Source organism: Roseateles sp. (assembly GCF_036486225.1).
Classification (GTDB): Bacteria; Pseudomonadota; Gammaproteobacteria; order Burkholderiales; family Burkholderiaceae_C; genus Roseateles.
The window spans coordinates 1-18485 of record NZ_DASVNZ010000021.1; the positions used below are offsets into that span (position 1 = coordinate 1).

Genomic DNA, 18485 nt, shown 5'->3' on the forward strand with positions numbered 1-18485 from the left:
CCGGCGCGACGCTCGCGGCATTCACGGCGGGCGCCGGCGCGGTGCGCGCAGCCCCTTCCGGCACCGACGGCTGGCGCGCGCCCTGCCCGATCGGCCGGAACGCCATCATGCGCAGCAGCACCATCGTCAGGCCGGCGTATTCGTCGGGCGCCAGCGGCAGTTCCTGGCGCCCGTGCAGCGCCATGCTGTACATCAGCTGGACCTCGTCGGCCGGCAACTGGCCGGCCAGCGGCAGCAACTCGGCGAGATCGGGATCGCCCGCATCGAGCGCACCCGGCGCCGCCTGGGCGACCGCCAGATGCTGCAGCGCGACCGCCAGATCTTCGAGCGTACCGCCCGCCGACAGGCCCATGTCGCGCAGGCGGTCCGACGCGCCGACCAGCGCGGCGCCGTCGCCCGCGATCAGCGCGTTCAGGATGCCCAGCACGTGGCCGCGATCGACGCTGCCCAGCATCTGGCGCACGCCGGCTTCCTTGAGCTCGCCCGAGCCGAAGGCGATGGCCTGGTCGGTCAGCGACAGCGCGTCGCGCATCGAGCCGCGCGCGGCGCGCGCCAGCAGGCGCAACGCGCCGGCTTCGTTCGGAACGCTCTCGTTGGACAGCACGCGCGTCAGATGCTCCAGCACCGTCTGCGGCGCCATCGGGCGCAGGTTGAACTGCAGGCAGCGCGACAGCACCGTCACCGGCACCTTCTGCGGATCGGTGGTCGCCAGCACGAACTTCAGGTACTCGGGCGGCTCCTCCAGCGTCTTCAGCATCGCGTTGAAGGCGGTGTTCGAGAGCATGTGCACTTCGTCGATCATGTAGACCTTGAAGCGCCCGATGACCGGCTTGTAGACCGCCTGGTCCAGCAGCTGGGAGATCTCCTCCACGCCGCGGTTGGAGGCGGCGTCCAGCTCGACGTAGTCGACGAAGCGGCCGGCGTCGATGTCGCGGCAGGCGTCGCAGACATTGCAGGGCTGGGCGGTGATGCCGCCGGTGCCGTCCGGGCCGACGCAGTTCAGCGACTTGGCCAGGATCCGCGACACCGAGGTCTTGCCGACGCCCCGCGTGCCGGTGAACAGGTAGGCGTGGTGCAGGCGCTGCTGCGTCAGCGCGTTGGCCAGGGCCTGGACGACGTGTTCCTGACCCATCAGCTCCTCGAACGTGCGGGAGCGGTACTTGCGTGCGAGGACCTGGTAGCTCATGGCGAGGCATTCTACGGGGGCGGTCTCCCCCCGCCGGACGGCCCGCGGGCGGGGCGCGTCCGGGTTTGTCAGGAGAGGCCTTCCGGTAGTCAGTCAGCGCTGACGGATAATCCGCGCCCATGAGCACCCCGCACGATCCCTCCTCCGGCACGCTGAGCTACGAACAGGCCGGCGTCAACTACGACCTGATCGACCCGCTGAAGATCAGCGCCCAGCGCGCCGCGGCCGCGACCGCCGGCCACCTGAGCGCCCACGGCTTCACCGAGGTGAAGGCCTCGCGCGGCGAGTCGGCGTACGTCGTCGACGTGGGTCCGTTCTACATCGCGTCCATCGTCGAGTGCCTGGGCACCAAGACGCTGGTAGCCGACGAGATGGCCACGCTGACCGGCAAGAGCTATTACGACGGCATCGCGCAGGACACGATCGCGATGGCGGTGAACGACCTGATCACGGTTGGCGCGACGCCGCTGGTGGTGCAGGCCTACTGGGCCGCGGGCGGCTCGGACTGGTTCGGCGACGCGCAGCGCGCGCAGGCGCTGGTGGCGGGCTGGAAGAAGGCCTGCGACGTCTGCCAGGTCGCCTGGGGCGGCGGCGAGACGCCAGCGCTGGCCGGCATCGTCGAAGGCGGCCGCATCGACCTGGCCGCGTCCTGCACCGGCCTGATCAATCCGAAGGAACGCCTGTCGGTCGGCGACAAGCTGGGCGCGGGCGACGCGATCGTGCTGCTGGCCTCGTCGGGCATCCACGCCAACGGCCTGAGCCTGGCGCGCAAGCTGACGGAGCGCCTGCCGCAGGGCTACCTGACGGAAGTGCAACCGGGGCTGACCTACGGCGATGCGCTGCTGGCGCCGACGGCGCTGTACTCGCCGGTGACCGAGGCGCTGTACAAGGCCGGCATCACGCCGCACTACTGCGCCAACATCACGGGCCACGGCTGGCGCAAGCTGCTGCGGCACCCGGGCAAGTTCACCTACCGCATCCACACGGTGCCGCCGGTGACGCCTGTGCTGAAGTTCATCCAGGACCACGCGCAGCAGGACGACCGCGAGGCCTATTCGACGCTGAACATGGGCGCCGGTTTCGCGATCTTCGTGAAGGCGGACCAGGCGGCGAAGGTGGTGGAGATCGCCAAGGCCTGCGGCATCGACGCGTGGGACGCGGGCCGCGTCGAGGACGGCGAGAAGCAGCTGCTGATCGAGCCGCTGGACATCCGCTTCGGGGATGACGATCTGCAGCTGCGCTGAGCGGGGTCAGGTCTGAAGGGATGAAGGGCGCTGCGGCGCCCTTCGTTGTTTCCGGGGCTTCAACTCGTCACGACATCTGTCGAAACCAGTGCCCGATAGTTGGCGCGTCCCGCAATCACCTTCAACGCCAAACGGAGGCGTCGGGAGATCGCCATGGCCTGCAGACACCTTGCCGGGGTCACGCGGATGCGCGTCTCGTAGTCCGCCCGATTCCTTTCATCTCGAAGTGTCCAAAGATCATCGGCGATGTCTTTCTCGCCGAGTTCAACGTAGTGCGCCCGCGTGATGCGATGCGACCGAGAGGTCTCGTCTTCGATGCCAGCGACGTTGCGAGCCATGAGGAATACACCGTAATAAGCGCGCGAGATCGCGCTGCGGTCATTGGCTTCGCCTCCTTGGGTCGACAAGTGCGCGGCGACCTGCAGCACCTCTTCAGGATTGAAAAGCTGTTTCTGCATCGCATCACTCCCGATCCGACACGTGCCGGTCCTCGAAGGCACACCATTCCATCGACACGCCGACGCGGCAGAACAGATGATCAAGCGCGGGAACCGCATTGCGCGCTCGCTTGAAGCTCAACATTCGGTCGTCGTCCTCGTCCGCATCGTTCCGATCGAACCCCCAGACGGTGAACCATGGATAACGGTCTTGAGTATCGATGTCGTGATGGATCTGGACACTGATCTGGCGATCTCCAACGTACTGGAGCAACAGCTCCAGGTACAGATTCAGATCCTCGCGAGTCACGTCGGAATACTTCCCGCAGTGCCATGCAAGGATGTCCTCAAAGTCCTCCGTGCCACGCAGGGCTTCGAGGTTGTACGGCCACTCATTCGGCGAACACGGACTCGCCCAGGGCAGGAACATGTACGGTGCCCGCCCCTTGCTGTAGACCCAAACCCCTTTGGGCTCCGGCCACGGAGTACCCACCTCGGTCGCCACAGGCGCCATGGGCTGCGTCGCCTCTTCAAACTCGACTCGATTCAACATCGCTGCTTGCCTTTCCGTCACCGACCCACGTCGATGCCATGCGCTCATTCTCGAAATCGACGCGCGTTCTGCCATGACTCAAAGTTGTGGGCGGCGGGGGATGCGGAGAGGGCCCTCTTCTGAGGGGCGCAATCCCCACGTCCACTCAAGGGTCAGGTCTGAACGGAACCGCGATCAAGGTCATCAACACATTCCCGCCATGCGTTCCTTGCTGTCGAAAACGCGGCCATGGCTCACCTCAAGCCGCCAGATGACGATGCTCGAAAGCACCCGGCCGGCAATCGATACTGAACCACGGACGGATCGAGACCAGCTCCGGGGTCTTGCGCACCTTCGCAAAGAAGGCGTCCATCTCGGCGCACGCGCTCACCGCGTCGCGGCTAGATCCCCAGATGTGAAAGATCAACTTCCGAGGACTTTCCTCGGGATCTTCATAGGCGTGCACGCTGATCTCTCGCTGCGGGAAGAAGTCCTCCAAGGCCGCATCGACCTCATCCCATTGCCTCCGGCCATGGACGGGGTACTTGCGCGCGAACCAGTCGAGGATGTCGCCGTAATCCTCTGTTCCCCTCAGCACCTCAAGATCGAAGGGCCATTCGTCGGGAGCGCACAGGTTCCGCCAGGGATGGAAGCGATAAGGCGGCCTGCTCTTGCTGTGCACCCAGACCGGCTCCGGCCGCTCCCATGCCCAGGGTTCGCGCGCTCCGTCTGCAGCGCCTTGAGCCTCACCCAGTTGATCCGACATCGTCATCGTTGCTCCAGTCATCGACACCACGTCGATGCAATGCCTTCATTCTCGAAACCGCAACGCGTTCTGCCATGACTCAAAGTTGTGGGCGGCGGGGGATGCGGAGAGGGCCCTCCTCGGAGGGAAATCGGGGGGATCGCCGGGCGCCCTGCCCGCCTCGCGTTCCCCAGGTTGACATCCCCCCGCCGGGTGACGAAGCTCCCCGGTCATGGATTGGTTCTACAGCCCGATGGTCAAGATGCATGCGCTGCTGGCGTGGTGCAGCATCGGGCTGTTCCTGGTCCGCGGGCTGGCGCATCAGTTCGGCGCCGCCTGGGTGACGGACGAGCGGCTGCGCACGCTGGTGTTCAGCAGCCACGTGCTGATCGTCGTGTCCGGGCTCAGCCTGTGGGGGGCACTGCACCTCGACCCGCGCTACGAGACCTGGATGACGGCGAAGTTCATCGCGCTCGGGATCTACTTCGCGACGGGGCACTGGGCCTTCGGGCGCGGGGAGTTCCGCCTCCTCGGCTACGTGCTGGCGCTGGTCGCGCTGGCGTACGTGATGGCCGTCTCCGTGACGCGCCAGATCTTGCTCGGGTTCTGATGCGACTCGACGGCGATCGCGCCGGTGACGTGGGCTTGACGCGCATCCCTCGGGCCAGGCGTAGGATCGTCCGATGCCTTCGAACACCCCCATCCACGACGCCGCCCAGCGCGGCTACACCAGCGCCTCCGACAACTACCAGCGCGGCCGGCCCGAGTACCCCGAGGCCCTCACCGGCTGGCTGGACGAGGCGCTCGGATTGCGGGCCGGCGCGCGGGTCGTCGACCTCGGCGCAGGCACCGGCAAGTTCACCAAGCTGCTGGCGCGCACCGGCGCGACGGTGACGGCGGTCGAGCCGGTCGACGCGATGCGCGCGCGGCTGTCGGAAAGCCTGCCCGGCGTGCGGGCGCTCGCGGGCACTGCGGAGGCCATCCCGCTGGCCGACGGCGACGCCGACGTGCTCGTCTGCGCCCAGGCCTTCCACTGGTTCGCGAATGGACAAGCGCTGCGCGAGATGCATCGCGTGCTGCGCCCGGGCGGGCGGCTCGGGCTGATCTGGAACGTCCGGGACGAATCGCGCGACTGGGTCGCCGAGATCACCGAGATCGTCACCCCCTACGAGGGTGATGCGCCGCGTTTCTACAAGGGCACGTGGAAGCAGCCCTTCGAGGGACAGACGCTCTTCGGGCCGCTGCAGCGGACGGTGCTCCCTCACAGCCATGTGGGATCGTTCGAGCAGGTGGTGCTGGACCGCATCCTGTCGGTGAGCTTCATCGCGGCGCTGCCGGAGGCGGAACAGGCGCTCGTCGCGGACCGCCTGCGCGCGCTGAAGGCCCGCTATGCGGAACTGCGCGAGCCGACGATCGCCTTCCCTTACGCCACCGAGGCCTGGCTCGCGGAACGGCTCGTCACGGCGTGAACGACGCCGCCACGTCGGGGATGCAGGTGGGGCTCTCCAGGCGACTCGCCAGGAAGGCGGACACCCGCCTCGTGTAGTCCTCGGGCGCGAAGTCGAACAGGTCCACGTGGCCGGCGCCCGGGACCATCCACAAGGACTTGGGTTCGGCGGCGGCGGCGAAGAGCCGCTGCGTTTCCGCGGCCGGGGTGTGGCGGTCATTGCTGCCGGAGATCACCAGCAGCGGCGCGTGCAGCTCGGCGATGTGATCGATCGGGCGCAGCTGCTGCGCGGTGATGTCGAGCTGGAGTGGCAACTGCGACAGCAGCAGCGGCGACAGGCCGCCGGCCCACTCGCCGAGGTGCAGCTTGAGCCGGTCGGCGACCGCGTCCTCGATGGTCGGGTACATCGACTCCAGCACCACGGCGTCGATGCGCGGACGGCCACGCGCGAGCACGGTCGACGCGGCGCCCAGCGACACGCCGATGACCGCGCGGCGCTCGCAGGGCACCTCCTTGGCGAGGAACTCGAGCGCGGCGACGACGGCTTCCGACTCGCGCCAGCCGAAGGTGATGGCGGTGCCGCCGCTCTCGCCGTGACCGGGCAGGTCGATCAGCAACGCGCCGCGACCCTGCCGATGCAGCAGTTGCGCGCGTTGCAGCATCTGACGGCGATCGCCGCGCACGCCGTGCAGCAGCAGGACGGCGCCGAGGCCGGGGCGACCGGGGCTCCACCACCCCGACACAAGCACGTCGGAGGTCGTCACCAGCTGGATCTGTCGCGCCTGCAGCACGGGCGGCGGCGCGCCGATCGCGCGGAAAGCCGGAGCGGCGAGTTCCCGGCCGGCGAGCCAGAGCGCCCCAGCGCCGAGGACGGCGAGCGCGGCGATCACGAGGAGGATCCGCGCCAGCCGTCTCATCGGCATCCGATCAGACCAGCTTCCAGCCGGCCAGCCAGAGTTGATGGACGGCGGCGGCGTGGAGTTCGCGGCGCAGGGCCGCGGGGCGCTCGCCGGGTCGCGCGATCAAGGGCGTGCTGAGCCACTGCGGGCCGACCTGCCGGGAGACGCGGGCGCGGCCGTGGCGATCGGCGCGCAGCAGCGCGAGCCGCCAGGCGGCATTCAGGCGATGGGACTGACCGTCCTCGGCGAGCGCGCCGATCCAGTCGTCGGCCTGGAGGCGATGCGCGGCCTTGAGCAGTTCGAGGTCGGAGGGAAAGCGGGAGAACTCGGCGACCGGTTCGCCCCAGGGGTCGCGCAGGGTGCGCGGGGGCTGGGCGGGCGAGGTGCCAGTGGCACGGGCGGCGCGGCGGCGGGACAGCAGCGAGTCGAACTGGGCCAGACGAGCGGACATGAAAAAACTCCGAGAGCCCACAGAGATCACCGGCGTTTGCCGGCCCGGGGGCAGTCGGAGCCGCAACGCTTTAGCCGCATTTGTTGATCGCCCGCAAGTAGTTGGTAAATCGGCGATGGCACAGGAGGGCTGGCGCCCGCAAGGTCCGGAACGGATTTAACCACAGGCGCCGGGCTTGAGTCGATGCCGGGCCGGCGTTGTTCGGACGCGGGTCGCACGCCGAGGAGCGCACTGGGCTGCGATCGGGGCGACTTGGCCGGAGCCCCTCGAAAGCTCGGATAGAATGCGAAGTGACGGGCCTCCTCGCATGGAAGCGCGGCCAACCGGGTCAGATGGGGAACCAAGCAGCCCTAACCGTTGTGACCAGTGCCGAGGGTAAGGCTCGTCAACCTCATTCAAGTGAAAACCGCCGGGAGGCGGTTTTTTCGTTTGTGGGCGTGCAAGACGTGGCACCCGGCCAGGAAGGGAGCCACGCTAGGCGACGATCTGGTCATCGCTCAGGACCGTCGACCAGGCCAAGATGGGCGCCACTACTTCCTCGTGCCGAGGCGGACAATGCCGCTCAAGAAGTAGCTCGGCGCATTGGAGGAACTGGGAATGAATCGCAGCCGCGTCGAGCCCGTAACTGCGGGGATCTAAATGGCCGTCAAGTTTGTGATCGGTGAATACCGTCTCTTGTGCGAGGTGAAGCCGCCTCGAAATCTTGATCCAACCAAAAGTAGAGAATCCAACCCCATGGAGCCTCTGCATGAAGAAATCCAGATTCACTGACAGCCAGATCGTTGCGATCCTCAGGGAGGTCGAGCCTGGCGGCAAGGTTGGCGAGAAGTGCCGTAAGCACGGCATCAGCGAGCCGACGTACTACAAGTGGAAGAGCCCGTTCGCCGGCATGAACGTGCCGAGCCTGGCGCAATTGCGGGAGCTGCAGGACGAGAACGCGCAGCTCAAGCGCATGTACGCGGAGCTGGCGCTGATGCACAGCGCGCTCAAGGATGTCATCGAGCGAAAGCTCTGACCGCGGAGCGTCGCGAGCGGGTCGTGCAAGCGCTGATGGCGGACCATGGCTTAAGCCAACGTCAAGCCTATCGAGCCAGCGGGATCGCAAGATCCACGTTGCGCTAAAGGGCCGTGGCTCGCGACGATTCCGGGTGATCGAGTTCCTCGAACGGCACCTTGCGGTCAACACGCAGTATGGCTTCGGTCTGATCTACGACAGCGCTCGCCATCAAGGCAAGCCCTAGGGCAAGACGTGATGTGGCGTGTGTACTGTGATCTCAAGCTCAATCTGCCCAGGCGCGGCAAGAAACGATTGCCGGCGCGCATCAATCGGCCCTTGGACCGCCCGCGCGAAGCGCTGGAGCTGCGATTTCTCGGCCGACGCGCTCTGGTCAGGACCGCGCTTCAGGACGTTCAACGTCATCGACGAGTTCAATCGCGAAGCGCTACGCATCGAAGTCGACTGACCGCTGACGCCTGTCCTAAAAAACAATTACGACAATACTTGCAAAGTGCCGGAACATATGTTGGCATTTCTCGGACAACATCTAGGCGAGACCTTTTATGTCCGATTTATGATCTTTATTCCGATACATTACGAGAGCATCTTCAGATTTTTTCGAAAGTCGCTTCATAAAATCAAAAGCCCCCATTAGAGGGAATCGTTTTTACGTAGTCTTAACATCGGCGTGACGCTTACTCTTAAGCTCCACTATTGGAGCCAACATGAATCAGGCGAAGAAGCTATTATTTGGATTCGCACTTGCCGCCCTCGCAGCTATTGCAATTGCAAAAACCTGGGGGCCATTCATGATGAGCCTATATGACGCACGGGCCACAAGCATTCAGGCCGACATATACGAGCAGAATATTCCGAGCGGCAATATCGCGCGATTCTTTCTTAACATTGGAGTCGCGAAGATAAAAAAAGGTGATATGGTCCGCATCATCTTCGCTGATGGAACGGTATACGATTTTGAGGCTGCATCACAATGTTCTCCGACAGGGACAGTCTCTTGTCAATGGACGAAGTGGACACAGCGCTCGTCTGCGACTGCTCCGGCGATTCGGTCGCAGGCTGATCTTGCCGAGGAGCGAATGATGTCGCGCGATGCATGTTTCCAACAACCCTATGTTCACAACGTAAAGATGGGTTATTGGGAAACGTCCTGGCCAGATACGGGGGACTCCGGCGTCGTGGTTACCGAAGGGCGGTACGTGGTGACCGGCACTATGTCATATACCCACTACGGTTCGAAGACCTGTAAGTAAGCAATGAAGAAACGTCTAGCACTTATCGGAGGCGTCGCACTGGTCTTGATAGGAAGCGCGTACGTATGGTCACAGGATCCCATTTCTGAAACGATTGAACAAGCGTTACCTTCTCCCGAGACGAGAACTCCGCTAGGCGTTTCCGCTCCCGATAAAGTTGCACCCCCAGCACGAGGGGCATCAAAACCCGAAGATATTTTGGCAATCACTCCAAAGGACTATTGGGGGGCAGCAGACAGCCTCTACGGCGTATACACCCGGGGCCTTCAATCAAATTCTTCGCAATTGAAGTTTCTCGCGCGTGAGGCGCTAAATATCTGCCTCCCATACGCAATGAAAAAGCCATACTTAGAAGCCGCTAGCCGTCGAGATGGCGGACAGTACGCTGCGGAGTTGGCTCGCGTCAGGGAAAAGTTTTCTCGCAGTTGCCAAGCCTTCTCGGGAGTGTCCCCTGCAGACCTTTTGCAGCAGCAGAGGGAGTTGTCCGCAGATATTAAGAAAGCAGAGTTCCCGATAAATCCGGCGGAAGGCGAGCTAGGTCGAGAACCAGGCGGGCAACGGGTCGGAATTGCAAAAGATATGTTGAGGAGCGCTTTGGAAACCAACCCAACCGACAACCTGCTCTGGCTAGCGCCTGCATTGGGTGGATGGATTGAACACGCAAGCGTCTCAAATCCGACTTCGTTGGCAGACGAATTGAAAGACATTCGCCATATTGATTCAGCCATTTTGATTACCCAGTGCAAATTGGGTTATTCGTGCGGGCCCGAGTCTGTTGCTTATATGACAATTTGCACTTCGACAGGCGTCTGCCCCGGCTCTCTTGAAGCTTACGCATTGAATGGCTTAAATGAGTCGGAAAAGGAAATCGTGCAGCGACAGGCTGAACTAGTTGCCAAGGCGATCGCGAGCAGGAACCTATCCGCGCTGGGACTGTAGGTTTACGAATCCACGTGGGAAAACTCAGTGGACGGTGAAACTGCTACAGTGTTCCACTGCGGACCCGGACTGTGTACCGATACATCCACCTCATCGACCACACCGATGAACACTAGGTTCTCGCCGTCCATCGGGGCGGGTAAGGCTCGTCAACCTCATTCAAGTGAAAACCGCCGGGAGGCGGTTTTTTCGTTTGTGGGCATCGGTTCCCACCCGCGCACCGTTGAACCGCCTCATTGCAGCGTGCAATATTGGAGCCTCACGATCGCGAAAAACGGCTGGCGCTCGCACGACGACGAGTCTCACAGCCGCGCACAAGTCACCCCGCATCGCAAGCAAGGTTGGCCAGCGGTTCCCCCCGACACCTGTCGGACTTTGCGAGCGAGCGCGTTTCCCGCGCTGGCTCGCGGACATAGGAACGCGCCATGACCTCCTCCCGCGACAACTCCCCCTTCAAGAACATCCGCATCGCCATCATTGGCGCCGGACTCGGCGGCTTGACGCTCGCTCGAGTCCTGCACGTCAACGGCATTGCCGCGACGGTCTTCGAGGCCGAGGCTTCGCCCCAGGCTCGCTCGCAAGGCGGCCTGCTCGACATCCACGAGTACAACGGCCAGATCGGTCTGAAGGCTGCCGGCCTCCACGACGAGTTTCTCGCCCTCGCGCTGCCGGGCGAGGACGCCAAGCGGGTCGTCGACCGGGCCGGCCGTGTCCTCTTCGACAAGCCCGGTTCGATCGAGACCGCCAAGCCGGAAGTCGATCGCGGTGCGTTGCGCCGGCTGCTGATCGAGTCCCTGCCAGCCGACGCCATTCGTTGGGGCGCCAAGCTCGTGCAAGTCGAGCCGCTTTCCGACGGTCAGCATCGGCTGCGCTTTGCGGACGACACGACCGTCACGACGGATCTCCTGGTTGGTGCTGACGGGGCCTGGTCGAAGGTTCGTCCGCTGGTGTCATCGGCGAAGCCGACCTACGTCGGCACGACGTTCGTGGAGACCCGGCTGTTGGACGGCAACGGGGAACACCGGGCGAGCGCCGATGCCATCGGCAGCGGCACGTTGATGGCCGTCGAGCCCGGCAAGGGGATCCTGGCGCATCGTTATGCGGATGGCGCGCTCAGCACCTACGTCGCGCTCAACAGGCCCGAGGCCTGGATCGGCGCGATCGACTTCACTTCTCCGGCGACAGCCCTGAGCCGCCTGGCTGAAGAATTCGAGGGCTGGGCTCCGGAACTCCGGGCCTTGATCACCGACAGCGACACGCCCCCCATCGTCCGGCCCATTCATGCGCTTCCCGTCGATCACCGGTGGGATCGGGTCCCGGGCGTCACGCTCGTCGGTGACGCGGCCCACCTGATGTCGCCGTTCGCGGGCGAAGGCGCGAATCTCGCCCTGCTGGATGGCGCCGAACTCGGGCTTGCTCTGCTCGACCATCCTGGAGACATCGACGCGGCGTTGGCTGCCTACGAGCGCGAGTTGTTCCCACGGAGTCGGCAGTACGCTGAACAGACGGCGAGGAATCACCAGCAGTTCTTCGGCGAAGATGCACCGCGAAGCGTCGTGGCGCTGTTCTCGCCGGGACAGTCGAGCGCAGCGCTTCCAACGATCGAGCCGGAAACCTGAACTCACTGCGCCATGGAGGTCGCCAACGCCATGCCCTCGCCGTACGACCTCCAACGTTTCCTCGACGCTCAAGCTCCTCAGGTCGGCGACGTACTCGCCGAACTGAAACGCGGCCGCAAGCTCAGCCATTGGATGTGGTATTTCTTTCCCCAGCTGCGCGGGCTGGGCGTGAGCAGCACGGCGCAGTTCTACGGGATCGAGTCGCTGGACGAGGCGATCGCCTATCTCGACCACGAGGTTCTCGGCCCGCGTCTGCGCGAATGCGTGGCGTTGATGAACACCCACCGGAACCAGACCGCCGAGCAGATCCTGGGCGTCGTGGACGCGATGAAGTTCCGCTCGTCGCTGACGCTCTTCGCGAAGGCGTCGGGCGACGAAGCCGTGTTCATCGAAGCGCTGGATCGCTACTTCGGCGGCCAGCCGGATCCGCGCACGCTGGATCTGCTCGCCTAGCCGGCGAGCGCGTGTTCAGGGCGTCGAGTCCGCCGTCGGCGTCTGCGCCGAGTCATCCGACGGGAACAGCCGGATCCAGGCGACCGCCACGTTCCACAACGCCAGCAGCACCAAGGCAAAGACTGGCACCGCAAACAGCTTCATCGGCGACATCGTCAAGACGATCACCACGATGTAGCCCAGCAGAAGCGCCCACACGGTGTTCACGACCAGCGCCGCCCAACTCGCGAGACGCCGCGAATCCGCCCGACCGGCAGCGAGGGCCAGGCCCGCCGGCAGCAAGGTCATGACACCGACGAGTTCCCCGTCCGCCGACATCGCCAGCACCGCATTGGCGATGAGCATCAGCCCGAAGAGCACGAGCTGCACGATGTTGGCGATGCGAAGCGAGGTCGGCATGGGCGCAAAAACCGGAGGGCGTCAAGGACGCGGGATTATGCGTGGCCAGGCCTTGCTAGAGTCGCTGCATCTTCTGCGCAGCGCCATGCCCGCCTTCACCCGCCTGCCCTGCCCGCTCCCGGGCATCGACATCGTCAGCGCCGACAGCGCGAAGGCGTTCCCGCGCCACATCCACGATGAATTCGGCATCGGCCGCATCGATCGCGGCGCGCAGAAGACCGCGAGCGGCCGCGGCATGGTCCAGTCGGTCGCCGGCGACGTCATCACGGTCAATCCGGGGGAAGTCCATGATGGCCTGCCGCTCGGCGACCATGGCCGCGCCTGGCGCATGCTGTACCTCTCGCCGAACGTGGTCGGCGGCCTTGTCGCCGACATCGCCGAAGGCCGCAGCACCGGGGACGTCGAGTTCCACCTCCCGACGCTGCACGACGACCGCATCGCCGGTCGCTTCGAAGCGCTCTTCCGGGCGATGGCGGCCACGCCGGCCGATGCCACCGACACGCTCCACGTCGACGACGCGTTGATCCTGCTCCTGCAGTCGCTGCTCCAACCGCGCGCAGCGGACCTCCCCGCGATCCCCGCAGGCATCGCCTTCGCCCGCTCACGCCTCGACGACGACCTCACCGCGCCTGTCAGCCTGGCGGACCTCGCGCGTGAGGCCGGCCTGAGCCGCTTCCAGTTCCTGCGCGGCTTCACCCGCGCGACCGGCCTGCCGCCTCACGCCTACCTCGTGCAGCGCCGTCTGCAGCACGCGCGCCGCTTGATCGCGCTCGGCACGCCGCTCGCGGACGCCTCCGCCGCCAGCGGCTTCTTCGATCAGAGCCATCTGACACGCCATTTCGTCCGCTGCTTCGGCATCGCGCCAGGCGCCTACGCCGCCGCGCTTCGCTGAATCCGCAAGGCTGACCCAACGGCGTCGAGGACGACGGGCAGACGGCCTCGCCTGCAATTTCATCCAAGACGCGCCGCCGGCGCGCCTCGACGATCACCTCCCCGCCTTCATCGCACCGAGGTCCGTCGTGCCCTTCTCCTCGCTCTCGAATCCCGAGTTCCTGATCACCTCACTGATCGTCGTCGCCTCGCCCGGCACCGGCGCGCTGGTCACCCTCGCCGCCGGCCTGTCGGGCGGCGCCCGCGCCTCGATCCACGCCGCCCTCGGCTGCACGATCGGCATCGTCCCGCACATGCTGGCCGCGATCACCGGTCTGGCCGCCCTGCTGCACGCCAGCGCCGTCGCCTTCGACGCGGTGAAATACGTCGGCGTCGTCTACCTGCTCTACATGGCCTGGATGTCGCTGAAGGAGCGTGGTCCGCTCGCCGTCAACGCCGACGGCCCGCAGCGCTCCCCGCGCGAGGTCGTGACCCACGCGGCCCTCGTGAACCTGCTCAATCCGAAGCTGTCGATCTTCTTCCTCGCCTTCCTGCCGCAGTTCATCGCCCGCGACGACCCGCATCCGACGCCGCTGATGATCGAGCTCTCCCTCGTCTTCATGGCGATGACCTTCGCCGTGTTCGCGGTCTACGGCGTCTTCGCCGCTGCGATGCGCGACCGGGTGCTCACGCGGCCGCCAGTGCTGCGCTGGATGCGCCGCGGCTTCGCGGCCGCCTTCGTGGGGCTGGGCGTGAAGCTCGCACTGGTACAGCGCTGAAGTCCAGCGCTGAAGTCGACGCGCTCCAGCGCAGCGGCGGCGCCTAGGCGACTTCGCCTGCCGTCGGCACCACGCCGTCGAAGTCGAACAGCTCCACCTTCTTCGGCTGCCCTGATCGCCGCTCCACCTTGTGCTGCGGCCCGATCGCCTTGCCGGTGCGGGCGTCGATGAGCTTGAGCTCCACCGGCTCACCGGTCTCGGTGTCGATCAGGCGCACCGGCTTGTTCTTCAGCGGCGCGTGCTTGTTGCCCCAGGTCAGCAGCGCCAGCATCACCGGCCGCAGGTCGCGGCCCTTGGGCGTCAGCACGTACTCGTAACGCGGCGGCTTGTCGCTGTAGAGCCGTTTCTCCAGCAGCTCCCGCTCGACCAGCTCCGCCAGCCGGCGCGTCAGCGTGTTGGACGCGATGCCCAGCTCCGTCACGAACTCGTCGAAGCGGTGGTGTCCGTAGAACACTTCGCGCAGGATCAGCACGCTCCAGCTGTCGCCCAGCATGTCCGTCGCCCGCGCGAGGGGGCAGGCCATGTCTTCAAAGCTCGTGCGACGCATCGGAACTCTCCTTGTGAGTGGCGGGGCCGCCGCACCCGATCGGCGCGACGGCGGTTCGGCCGTCACGGGATTCTCACTGACTTTCATCATGGAAGTTAGTTGACGAATCTGCAACAGTGCATTCCGCGCCTAGTCACTTCCATGATGCAAGTGACGTTCCTATAGTCCGCTCCATCGCTCGCCAACCGGCGGGTCCTCGATGCCGGAGTCCTTCCATGACCGATTCAACGCCTTCCGCCTCCCCTGCCGCCCCCGCCGCCACCACCGCCGCGGCACCTGCCGCCACGCCCTCTGTCACGCCATCGAACACGTCGCCGCGCCGTTCCCTCGGCCGCGCCTCGCTGAAGTGGGCGGTGCTGACCGCCGTCGTGCTCGGGGTCGGCGCGTACGGCGCGCACTGGTGGACGGTCGGCCGCTTCCATGAAGAGACTGACGACGCCTATGTGGGCGGCGACGTGACCGTGATCGGCGCCAAGGTCACCGGCTACATCACCGAACTGCCGGTCACCGACAACCAGTTCGTTCGCGCCGGCGACCTGCTCGCCCGCATCGACAGCCGCGACTACCAGGCCGCCCTGCAACGCGCCATCGGCGCGGTCGAGGCGCAGGACGCCGCCATCGCCAACCTCGGCGCCTCCGCCGCGCTGCAGCAGGCGGTGATCGCCAAGGCCCGCGCCGGCATCGACGCCGCCTTGGCCGAGGAGCAACGCGCCCGCGACGACTTCGCGCGCTACAAGGACCTCGTCGGCCGCGCGGCGGTGTCGGTGGAAAGCAGCCAGCGCGCCGAGGCGAACTTCAAGACCGCGCAGGCCGGCTCCGCCCGCGCCCGCGCCGAACAGCAAGCCGCTGAGCGCCAGCTCGACGTCATCGCCACGCAGAAGCGCCAGGCGCAGGCAGCGCTCGACCAGGCCCGCGCCGAGCGCGACATCGCCCAGCTCAACCTCGGCTACACCGAGCTGCGCGCGCCGCGCGACGGCTACGTCGGCAACCGCAAGGCAAGACTCGGCACCTACGTCGGCGTCGGCACGCCGCTGCTGTCGGTGGTTCCGGCGCAGGGCCTGTGGGTGGACGCGAACTTCAAGGAAGACCAGCTCGCCCGCATGACGACCGGCCAGCCGGTCAGCATCCGCGCCGACGCGTGGCCCGGCGTCGTGCTGCACGGCACGCTGGGCAGCCTGGCGCCGGCGACCGGCTCGCAGTTCAGCGTGCTGCCCGCCGAGAACGCCACCGGCAACTTCACCAAGATCGTCCAGCGCGTGCCGGTGCGCATCCAGCTCGATCCCGCCGACGACCGCCTCGGCCGGCTGCGCCCCGGCCTGTCCGTCGTCGTCGAGGTCGACACCAACCACGCCGGCGCCGGCACCAGGAGTGCCAGCGCGGAGGCGCCCCGCGGCGCCGCCACGGCGACCATGGGAACCGCCAAAGCAACGGCCACAGCAACGGCGAGCGTGCAATGAGTGCCGCCCTCGCCCCGGCGGACGGCGGGGTGCCGCCGGCCGTCCCGACGCGCAAGCGCCCGCCCTTCTGGTCCGACATCGTCATCCCCATCGACCAGTTGACGACCCGCGACAAGGTGCTGGCCTTCGCGACGATGTGCGTCGGCATGTTCATCGCGCTGCTGGACATCCAGATCGTGTCGGCCTCGCTGCGCGACATCGGCGGCGGCCTCTCGGCCGGCGCCGACGACACCACCTGGGTGCAGACCAGCTACCTGATCGCCGAGATCATCGTGATCCCGCTCTCGGGCTGGCTCGCGAGCGTGATGTCCACGCGCTGGCTGTTCGCGGTCTCGGCGCTGGGCTTCACGCTGACCAGCCTGCTGTGCGGCCTGGCCTGGAACATCCAGAGCATGATCGCGTTCCGCGCGCTGCAGGGCTTCATGGGCGGCTCCATGATCCCGATGGTCTTCACCACCGCGTTCATGTACTTCAGTGGCAAGCAGCGGGTGATCGCCGCCTCCACCATCGGCGCGATCGCGTCGCTGGCGCCGACGCTCGGTCCGGTCGTCGGCGGCTACATCACCGACGTGCTGTCCTGGCAGTGGCTGTTCTACATCAACCTGCTGCCGGGCCTCGTCGTCACGATCGTCGTGCCGATGATGGTGCGCGTCGACAAACCCAACTTCTCGCTGCTCAAGGGCGCCGACTACCTGTCGATGGTGCTGCTCGCGGTGTTCCTCGGCTGCCTGGAATACACGATGGAGGAAGGTCCGCGCTGGAACTGGTTCAGCGACTCGACCATCGTGACCACCGCCTGGGTCGCCGGCGTGACGGGCATCGCCTTCATCGCCCGCAGCCTGACCCACGCGCATCCCATCGTCGACCTGCGCGCGCTCAAGGAGCGCAACTTCGCGCTGGGCAGCCTGTTCTCGTTCATCACCGGCATCGGCATCTTCGCCACCATCTACCTGACGCCGCTGTTCCTCGGCCGCGTGCGCGGCTACAGCGCGCTCGACATCGGTCTGGCCGTGTTCTCGACCGGCGTGTTCCAGGTGATGTCCATCCCGCTGTACGCCTTCCTCGCCAGCCGCTTCGACCTGCGCTGGATCCTCTTCGCCGGGCTCTCGCTCTTCGCGATCTCGATGTGGGAGTTCGCGCCGATCACGCATGACTGGGGCTCACACCAGCTGCTGCTGCCGCAGGCGTTGCGCGGCATGGGCCAGCAGCTCTGCGTGCCGCCGGTGGTGACGCTGGCGCTCGGCGCGCTGCCGCCCGCGCGGCTGAAGCTGGCCTCGGGCCTGTTCAACCTGATGCGCAACCTCGGCGGCGCCATCGGCATCGCGGCCTGCGCGACCATCCTCAACGACCGCACCAACCTGCACTTCCAGCGCCTGGCCGAACACCTCAATACCAGCAACGAATCGATGAACCAGCTGCTAGCGTCGACCGGTGCATCGCTGTCCGCCGCGATGCCGTCGAGCGACGCCGCCACCGCCGCGCTGCGCCAGCTCTGGTCGCTGACCTACCGCGAGGCGCTGACGATGACCTTCGCCGACGCCTTCCTGATCGTGATGGGCTGCTTCGTCGTCGCGCTGGTGTTCGTGCCGATGCTGCGCAAGATCGCACCCCCGGCCGCGCCCTCCGCCGACGCGCATTGAGCACGTCGATGCCCACGACCCGCCGCCTTCGCTTGTCGCTCACCCTTTGAATCCCTAGGAGACCCGCCATGACGCTCCTGCCGTCCGCTTCCCTCCGTCCGCTGATGCGGCTCGCCCCCCTCGCGCTCGCGGCCTTCCTCGCCGCCTGCGCCCAGATGCCCGGGCCGGGCGAACGCCCGCGCGCGCTCGACGAGCGCTTCGCCGGCCAGACCCTGATCGCGCAGCATCAGGACGGCACGGCGCCGGCCACGCTCGGCAGCTGGTGGCAGGACTTCAACGATCCGTCGCTGACCGCCATCGTGCAGCGCGCGCTCGATCAGAACCTGGATCTCGCCGTCGCGCTGGCGCGTGTCGAGCAGGCGCGCGCCGCGGCTCAGGGCGCCGGCGCGCTGCGCCTGCCGCAAGGCTCGGTGCAGGGTCAGGTGCTCACGCAACGCCAATCGCTGAAGAGCCCGGAAGGCTCGCTGGCGCGCGGCTTCCCCGGCTACGACCGCAACCAGACCGTGCAATCGCTGGGCGTGGGCGCAAGCTGGGAAGCCGACCTCGCCGGCGGCTTGCGCCAGGGCGAGGCCG

General features: G+C 66.2%; 21 protein-coding genes and 1 other RNA gene. 14 read left to right on the forward strand and 8 right to left on the reverse strand.

Annotated features, from left to right (window positions below; translation table 11 throughout):
- Positions 1-1186: DNA polymerase III subunit gamma/tau (gene dnaX / locus VF536_RS01860; RefSeq protein ID WP_331613084.1), on the reverse strand; the 1186-nt coding region annotated here is incomplete at its 3' end.
- 119 nt (positions 1187-1305) lie between these two features.
- Here dnaX and VF536_RS01865 point away from each other — a divergent pair.
- Positions 1306-2430, forward strand: a complete 1125-nt coding sequence (locus VF536_RS01865; protein WP_331613085.1) for an AIR synthase-related protein — start codon at positions 1306-1308, stop codon at positions 2428-2430.
- A 59-nt stretch (positions 2431-2489) separates the two neighbouring features.
- On the opposite strand, the gene VF536_RS01870 is transcribed toward VF536_RS01865, so the two are convergent.
- The 3 genes from VF536_RS01870 to VF536_RS01880 all read right to left on the reverse strand — a co-directional run bounded on the left by VF536_RS01870 (position 2490) and on the right by VF536_RS01880 (position 4171).
- Entirely contained in the window at positions 2490-2888 is a 399-nt protein-coding gene (locus VF536_RS01870; protein WP_331613086.1) for a hypothetical protein, read from the reverse strand.
- A 4-nt stretch (positions 2889-2892) separates the two neighbouring features.
- Positions 2893-3495: a hypothetical protein gene (locus VF536_RS01875; protein ID WP_331613087.1), complete on the reverse strand. Its 603-nt coding sequence runs from the start codon at positions 3493-3495 to the stop codon at positions 2893-2895.
- A 163-nt stretch (positions 3496-3658) separates the two neighbouring features.
- Positions 3659-4171 (reverse strand): hypothetical protein, encoded by a 513-nt coding sequence (locus VF536_RS01880; protein ID WP_331613088.1) that lies wholly within the window; start codon positions 4169-4171, stop codon positions 3659-3661.
- 205 nt (positions 4172-4376) lie between these two features.
- On the opposite strand from VF536_RS01880, the gene VF536_RS01885 reads away from it, so the two are divergent.
- Together VF536_RS01885 and VF536_RS01890 are read left to right on the forward strand one after the other, a co-directional pair.
- Entirely contained in the window at positions 4377-4754 is a 378-nt protein-coding gene (locus VF536_RS01885) for a SirB2 family protein (protein ID WP_331613089.1), read from the forward strand.
- Between the two features lie 73 nt (positions 4755-4827).
- The gene (locus VF536_RS01890; protein WP_331613090.1) at positions 4828-5613 is read left to right on the forward strand and encodes a class I SAM-dependent methyltransferase; all 786 of its coding nucleotides are present in this window, start codon (positions 4828-4830) and stop codon (positions 5611-5613) included.
- On the opposite strand, the gene VF536_RS01895 is transcribed toward VF536_RS01890, so the two are convergent.
- The gene (locus VF536_RS01895; protein ID WP_331613091.1) at positions 5603-6514 is read right to left on the reverse strand and encodes an alpha/beta hydrolase; all 912 of its coding nucleotides are present in this window, start codon (positions 6512-6514) and stop codon (positions 5603-5605) included. The two genes, VF536_RS01890 and VF536_RS01895, sit on opposite strands and share 11 nt — an antisense overlap.
- 4 nt (positions 6515-6518) lie before the next feature.
- The gene (locus VF536_RS01900; RefSeq protein ID WP_331613092.1) at positions 6519-6941 is read right to left on the reverse strand and encodes a hypothetical protein; all 423 of its coding nucleotides are present in this window, start codon (positions 6939-6941) and stop codon (positions 6519-6521) included.
- Between the two features lie 292 nt (positions 6942-7233).
- Between VF536_RS01900 and ffs the strand changes: the two genes are divergently transcribed.
- From ffs to VF536_RS01935, 6 genes are all read left to right on the forward strand, one after another.
- An RNA gene (gene ffs, locus VF536_RS01905) (signal recognition particle sRNA small type) lies at positions 7234-7331 on the forward strand.
- A 358-nt stretch (positions 7332-7689) separates the two neighbouring features.
- Positions 7690-7956: a transposase gene (locus VF536_RS01910; protein WP_414710256.1), complete on the forward strand. Its 267-nt coding sequence runs from the start codon at positions 7690-7692 to the stop codon at positions 7954-7956.
- Between the two features lie 707 nt (positions 7957-8663).
- Positions 8664-9209, forward strand: a complete 546-nt coding sequence (locus VF536_RS01920) for a hypothetical protein (RefSeq protein ID WP_331613093.1) — start codon at positions 8664-8666, stop codon at positions 9207-9209.
- A 3-nt stretch (positions 9210-9212) separates the two neighbouring features.
- Complete coding sequence (locus VF536_RS01925; RefSeq protein WP_331613094.1) at positions 9213-10148, forward strand: hypothetical protein; 936 nt, start codon at positions 9213-9215, stop codon at positions 10146-10148.
- Between the two features lie 425 nt (positions 10149-10573).
- Entirely contained in the window at positions 10574-11767 is a 1194-nt protein-coding gene (locus tag VF536_RS01930; RefSeq protein ID WP_331613095.1) for an NAD(P)/FAD-dependent oxidoreductase, read from the forward strand.
- 12 nt (positions 11768-11779) lie between these two features.
- Positions 11780-12220 carry a DUF1810 domain-containing protein gene (locus VF536_RS01935; protein WP_414710257.1) on the forward strand — a complete coding sequence of 147 codons (441 nt, stop codon included), beginning with the start codon at positions 11780-11782 and terminating at the stop codon, positions 12218-12220.
- Between the two features lie 15 nt (positions 12221-12235).
- On the opposite strand, the gene VF536_RS01940 is transcribed toward VF536_RS01935, so the two are convergent.
- Complete coding sequence (locus VF536_RS01940; protein ID WP_331613096.1) at positions 12236-12619, reverse strand: hypothetical protein; 384 nt, start codon at positions 12617-12619, stop codon at positions 12236-12238.
- An 85-nt stretch (positions 12620-12704) separates the two neighbouring features.
- Here VF536_RS01940 and VF536_RS01945 point away from each other — a divergent pair, with 85 nt between their 5' ends.
- Positions 12705-13511, forward strand: a complete 807-nt coding sequence (locus tag VF536_RS01945) for an AraC family transcriptional regulator (protein ID WP_331613097.1) — start codon at positions 12705-12707, stop codon at positions 13509-13511.
- Positions 13512-13638: 127 nt separating this feature from the next.
- Complete coding sequence (locus tag VF536_RS01950; RefSeq protein WP_331613098.1) at positions 13639-14268, forward strand: LysE family translocator; 630 nt, start codon at positions 13639-13641, stop codon at positions 14266-14268.
- A 43-nt stretch (positions 14269-14311) separates the two neighbouring features.
- Here the strand turns inward: VF536_RS01950 and VF536_RS01955 are convergent, their stop codons facing one another.
- Entirely contained in the window at positions 14312-14815 is a 504-nt protein-coding gene (locus VF536_RS01955; protein ID WP_331613099.1) for a helix-turn-helix domain-containing protein, read from the reverse strand.
- A 215-nt stretch (positions 14816-15030) separates the two neighbouring features.
- On the opposite strand from VF536_RS01955, the gene VF536_RS01960 reads away from it, so the two are divergent.
- The 3 genes from VF536_RS01960 to VF536_RS01970 form a co-directional block, all read left to right on the forward strand.
- Positions 15031-16272 (forward strand): HlyD family secretion protein, encoded by a 1242-nt coding sequence (locus tag VF536_RS01960; RefSeq protein WP_331613100.1) that lies wholly within the window; start codon positions 15031-15033, stop codon positions 16270-16272.
- Entirely contained in the window at positions 16269-17912 is a 1644-nt protein-coding gene (locus VF536_RS01965) for a DHA2 family efflux MFS transporter permease subunit (protein ID WP_331613101.1), read from the forward strand. The genes VF536_RS01960 and VF536_RS01965 overlap by 4 nt, the downstream gene beginning before the upstream one ends.
- A 68-nt stretch (positions 17913-17980) precedes the next feature.
- Positions 17981-18485 (forward strand): TolC family protein (locus tag VF536_RS01970; RefSeq protein WP_331613102.1); only part of this gene is annotated, 505 nt, incomplete at its 3' end.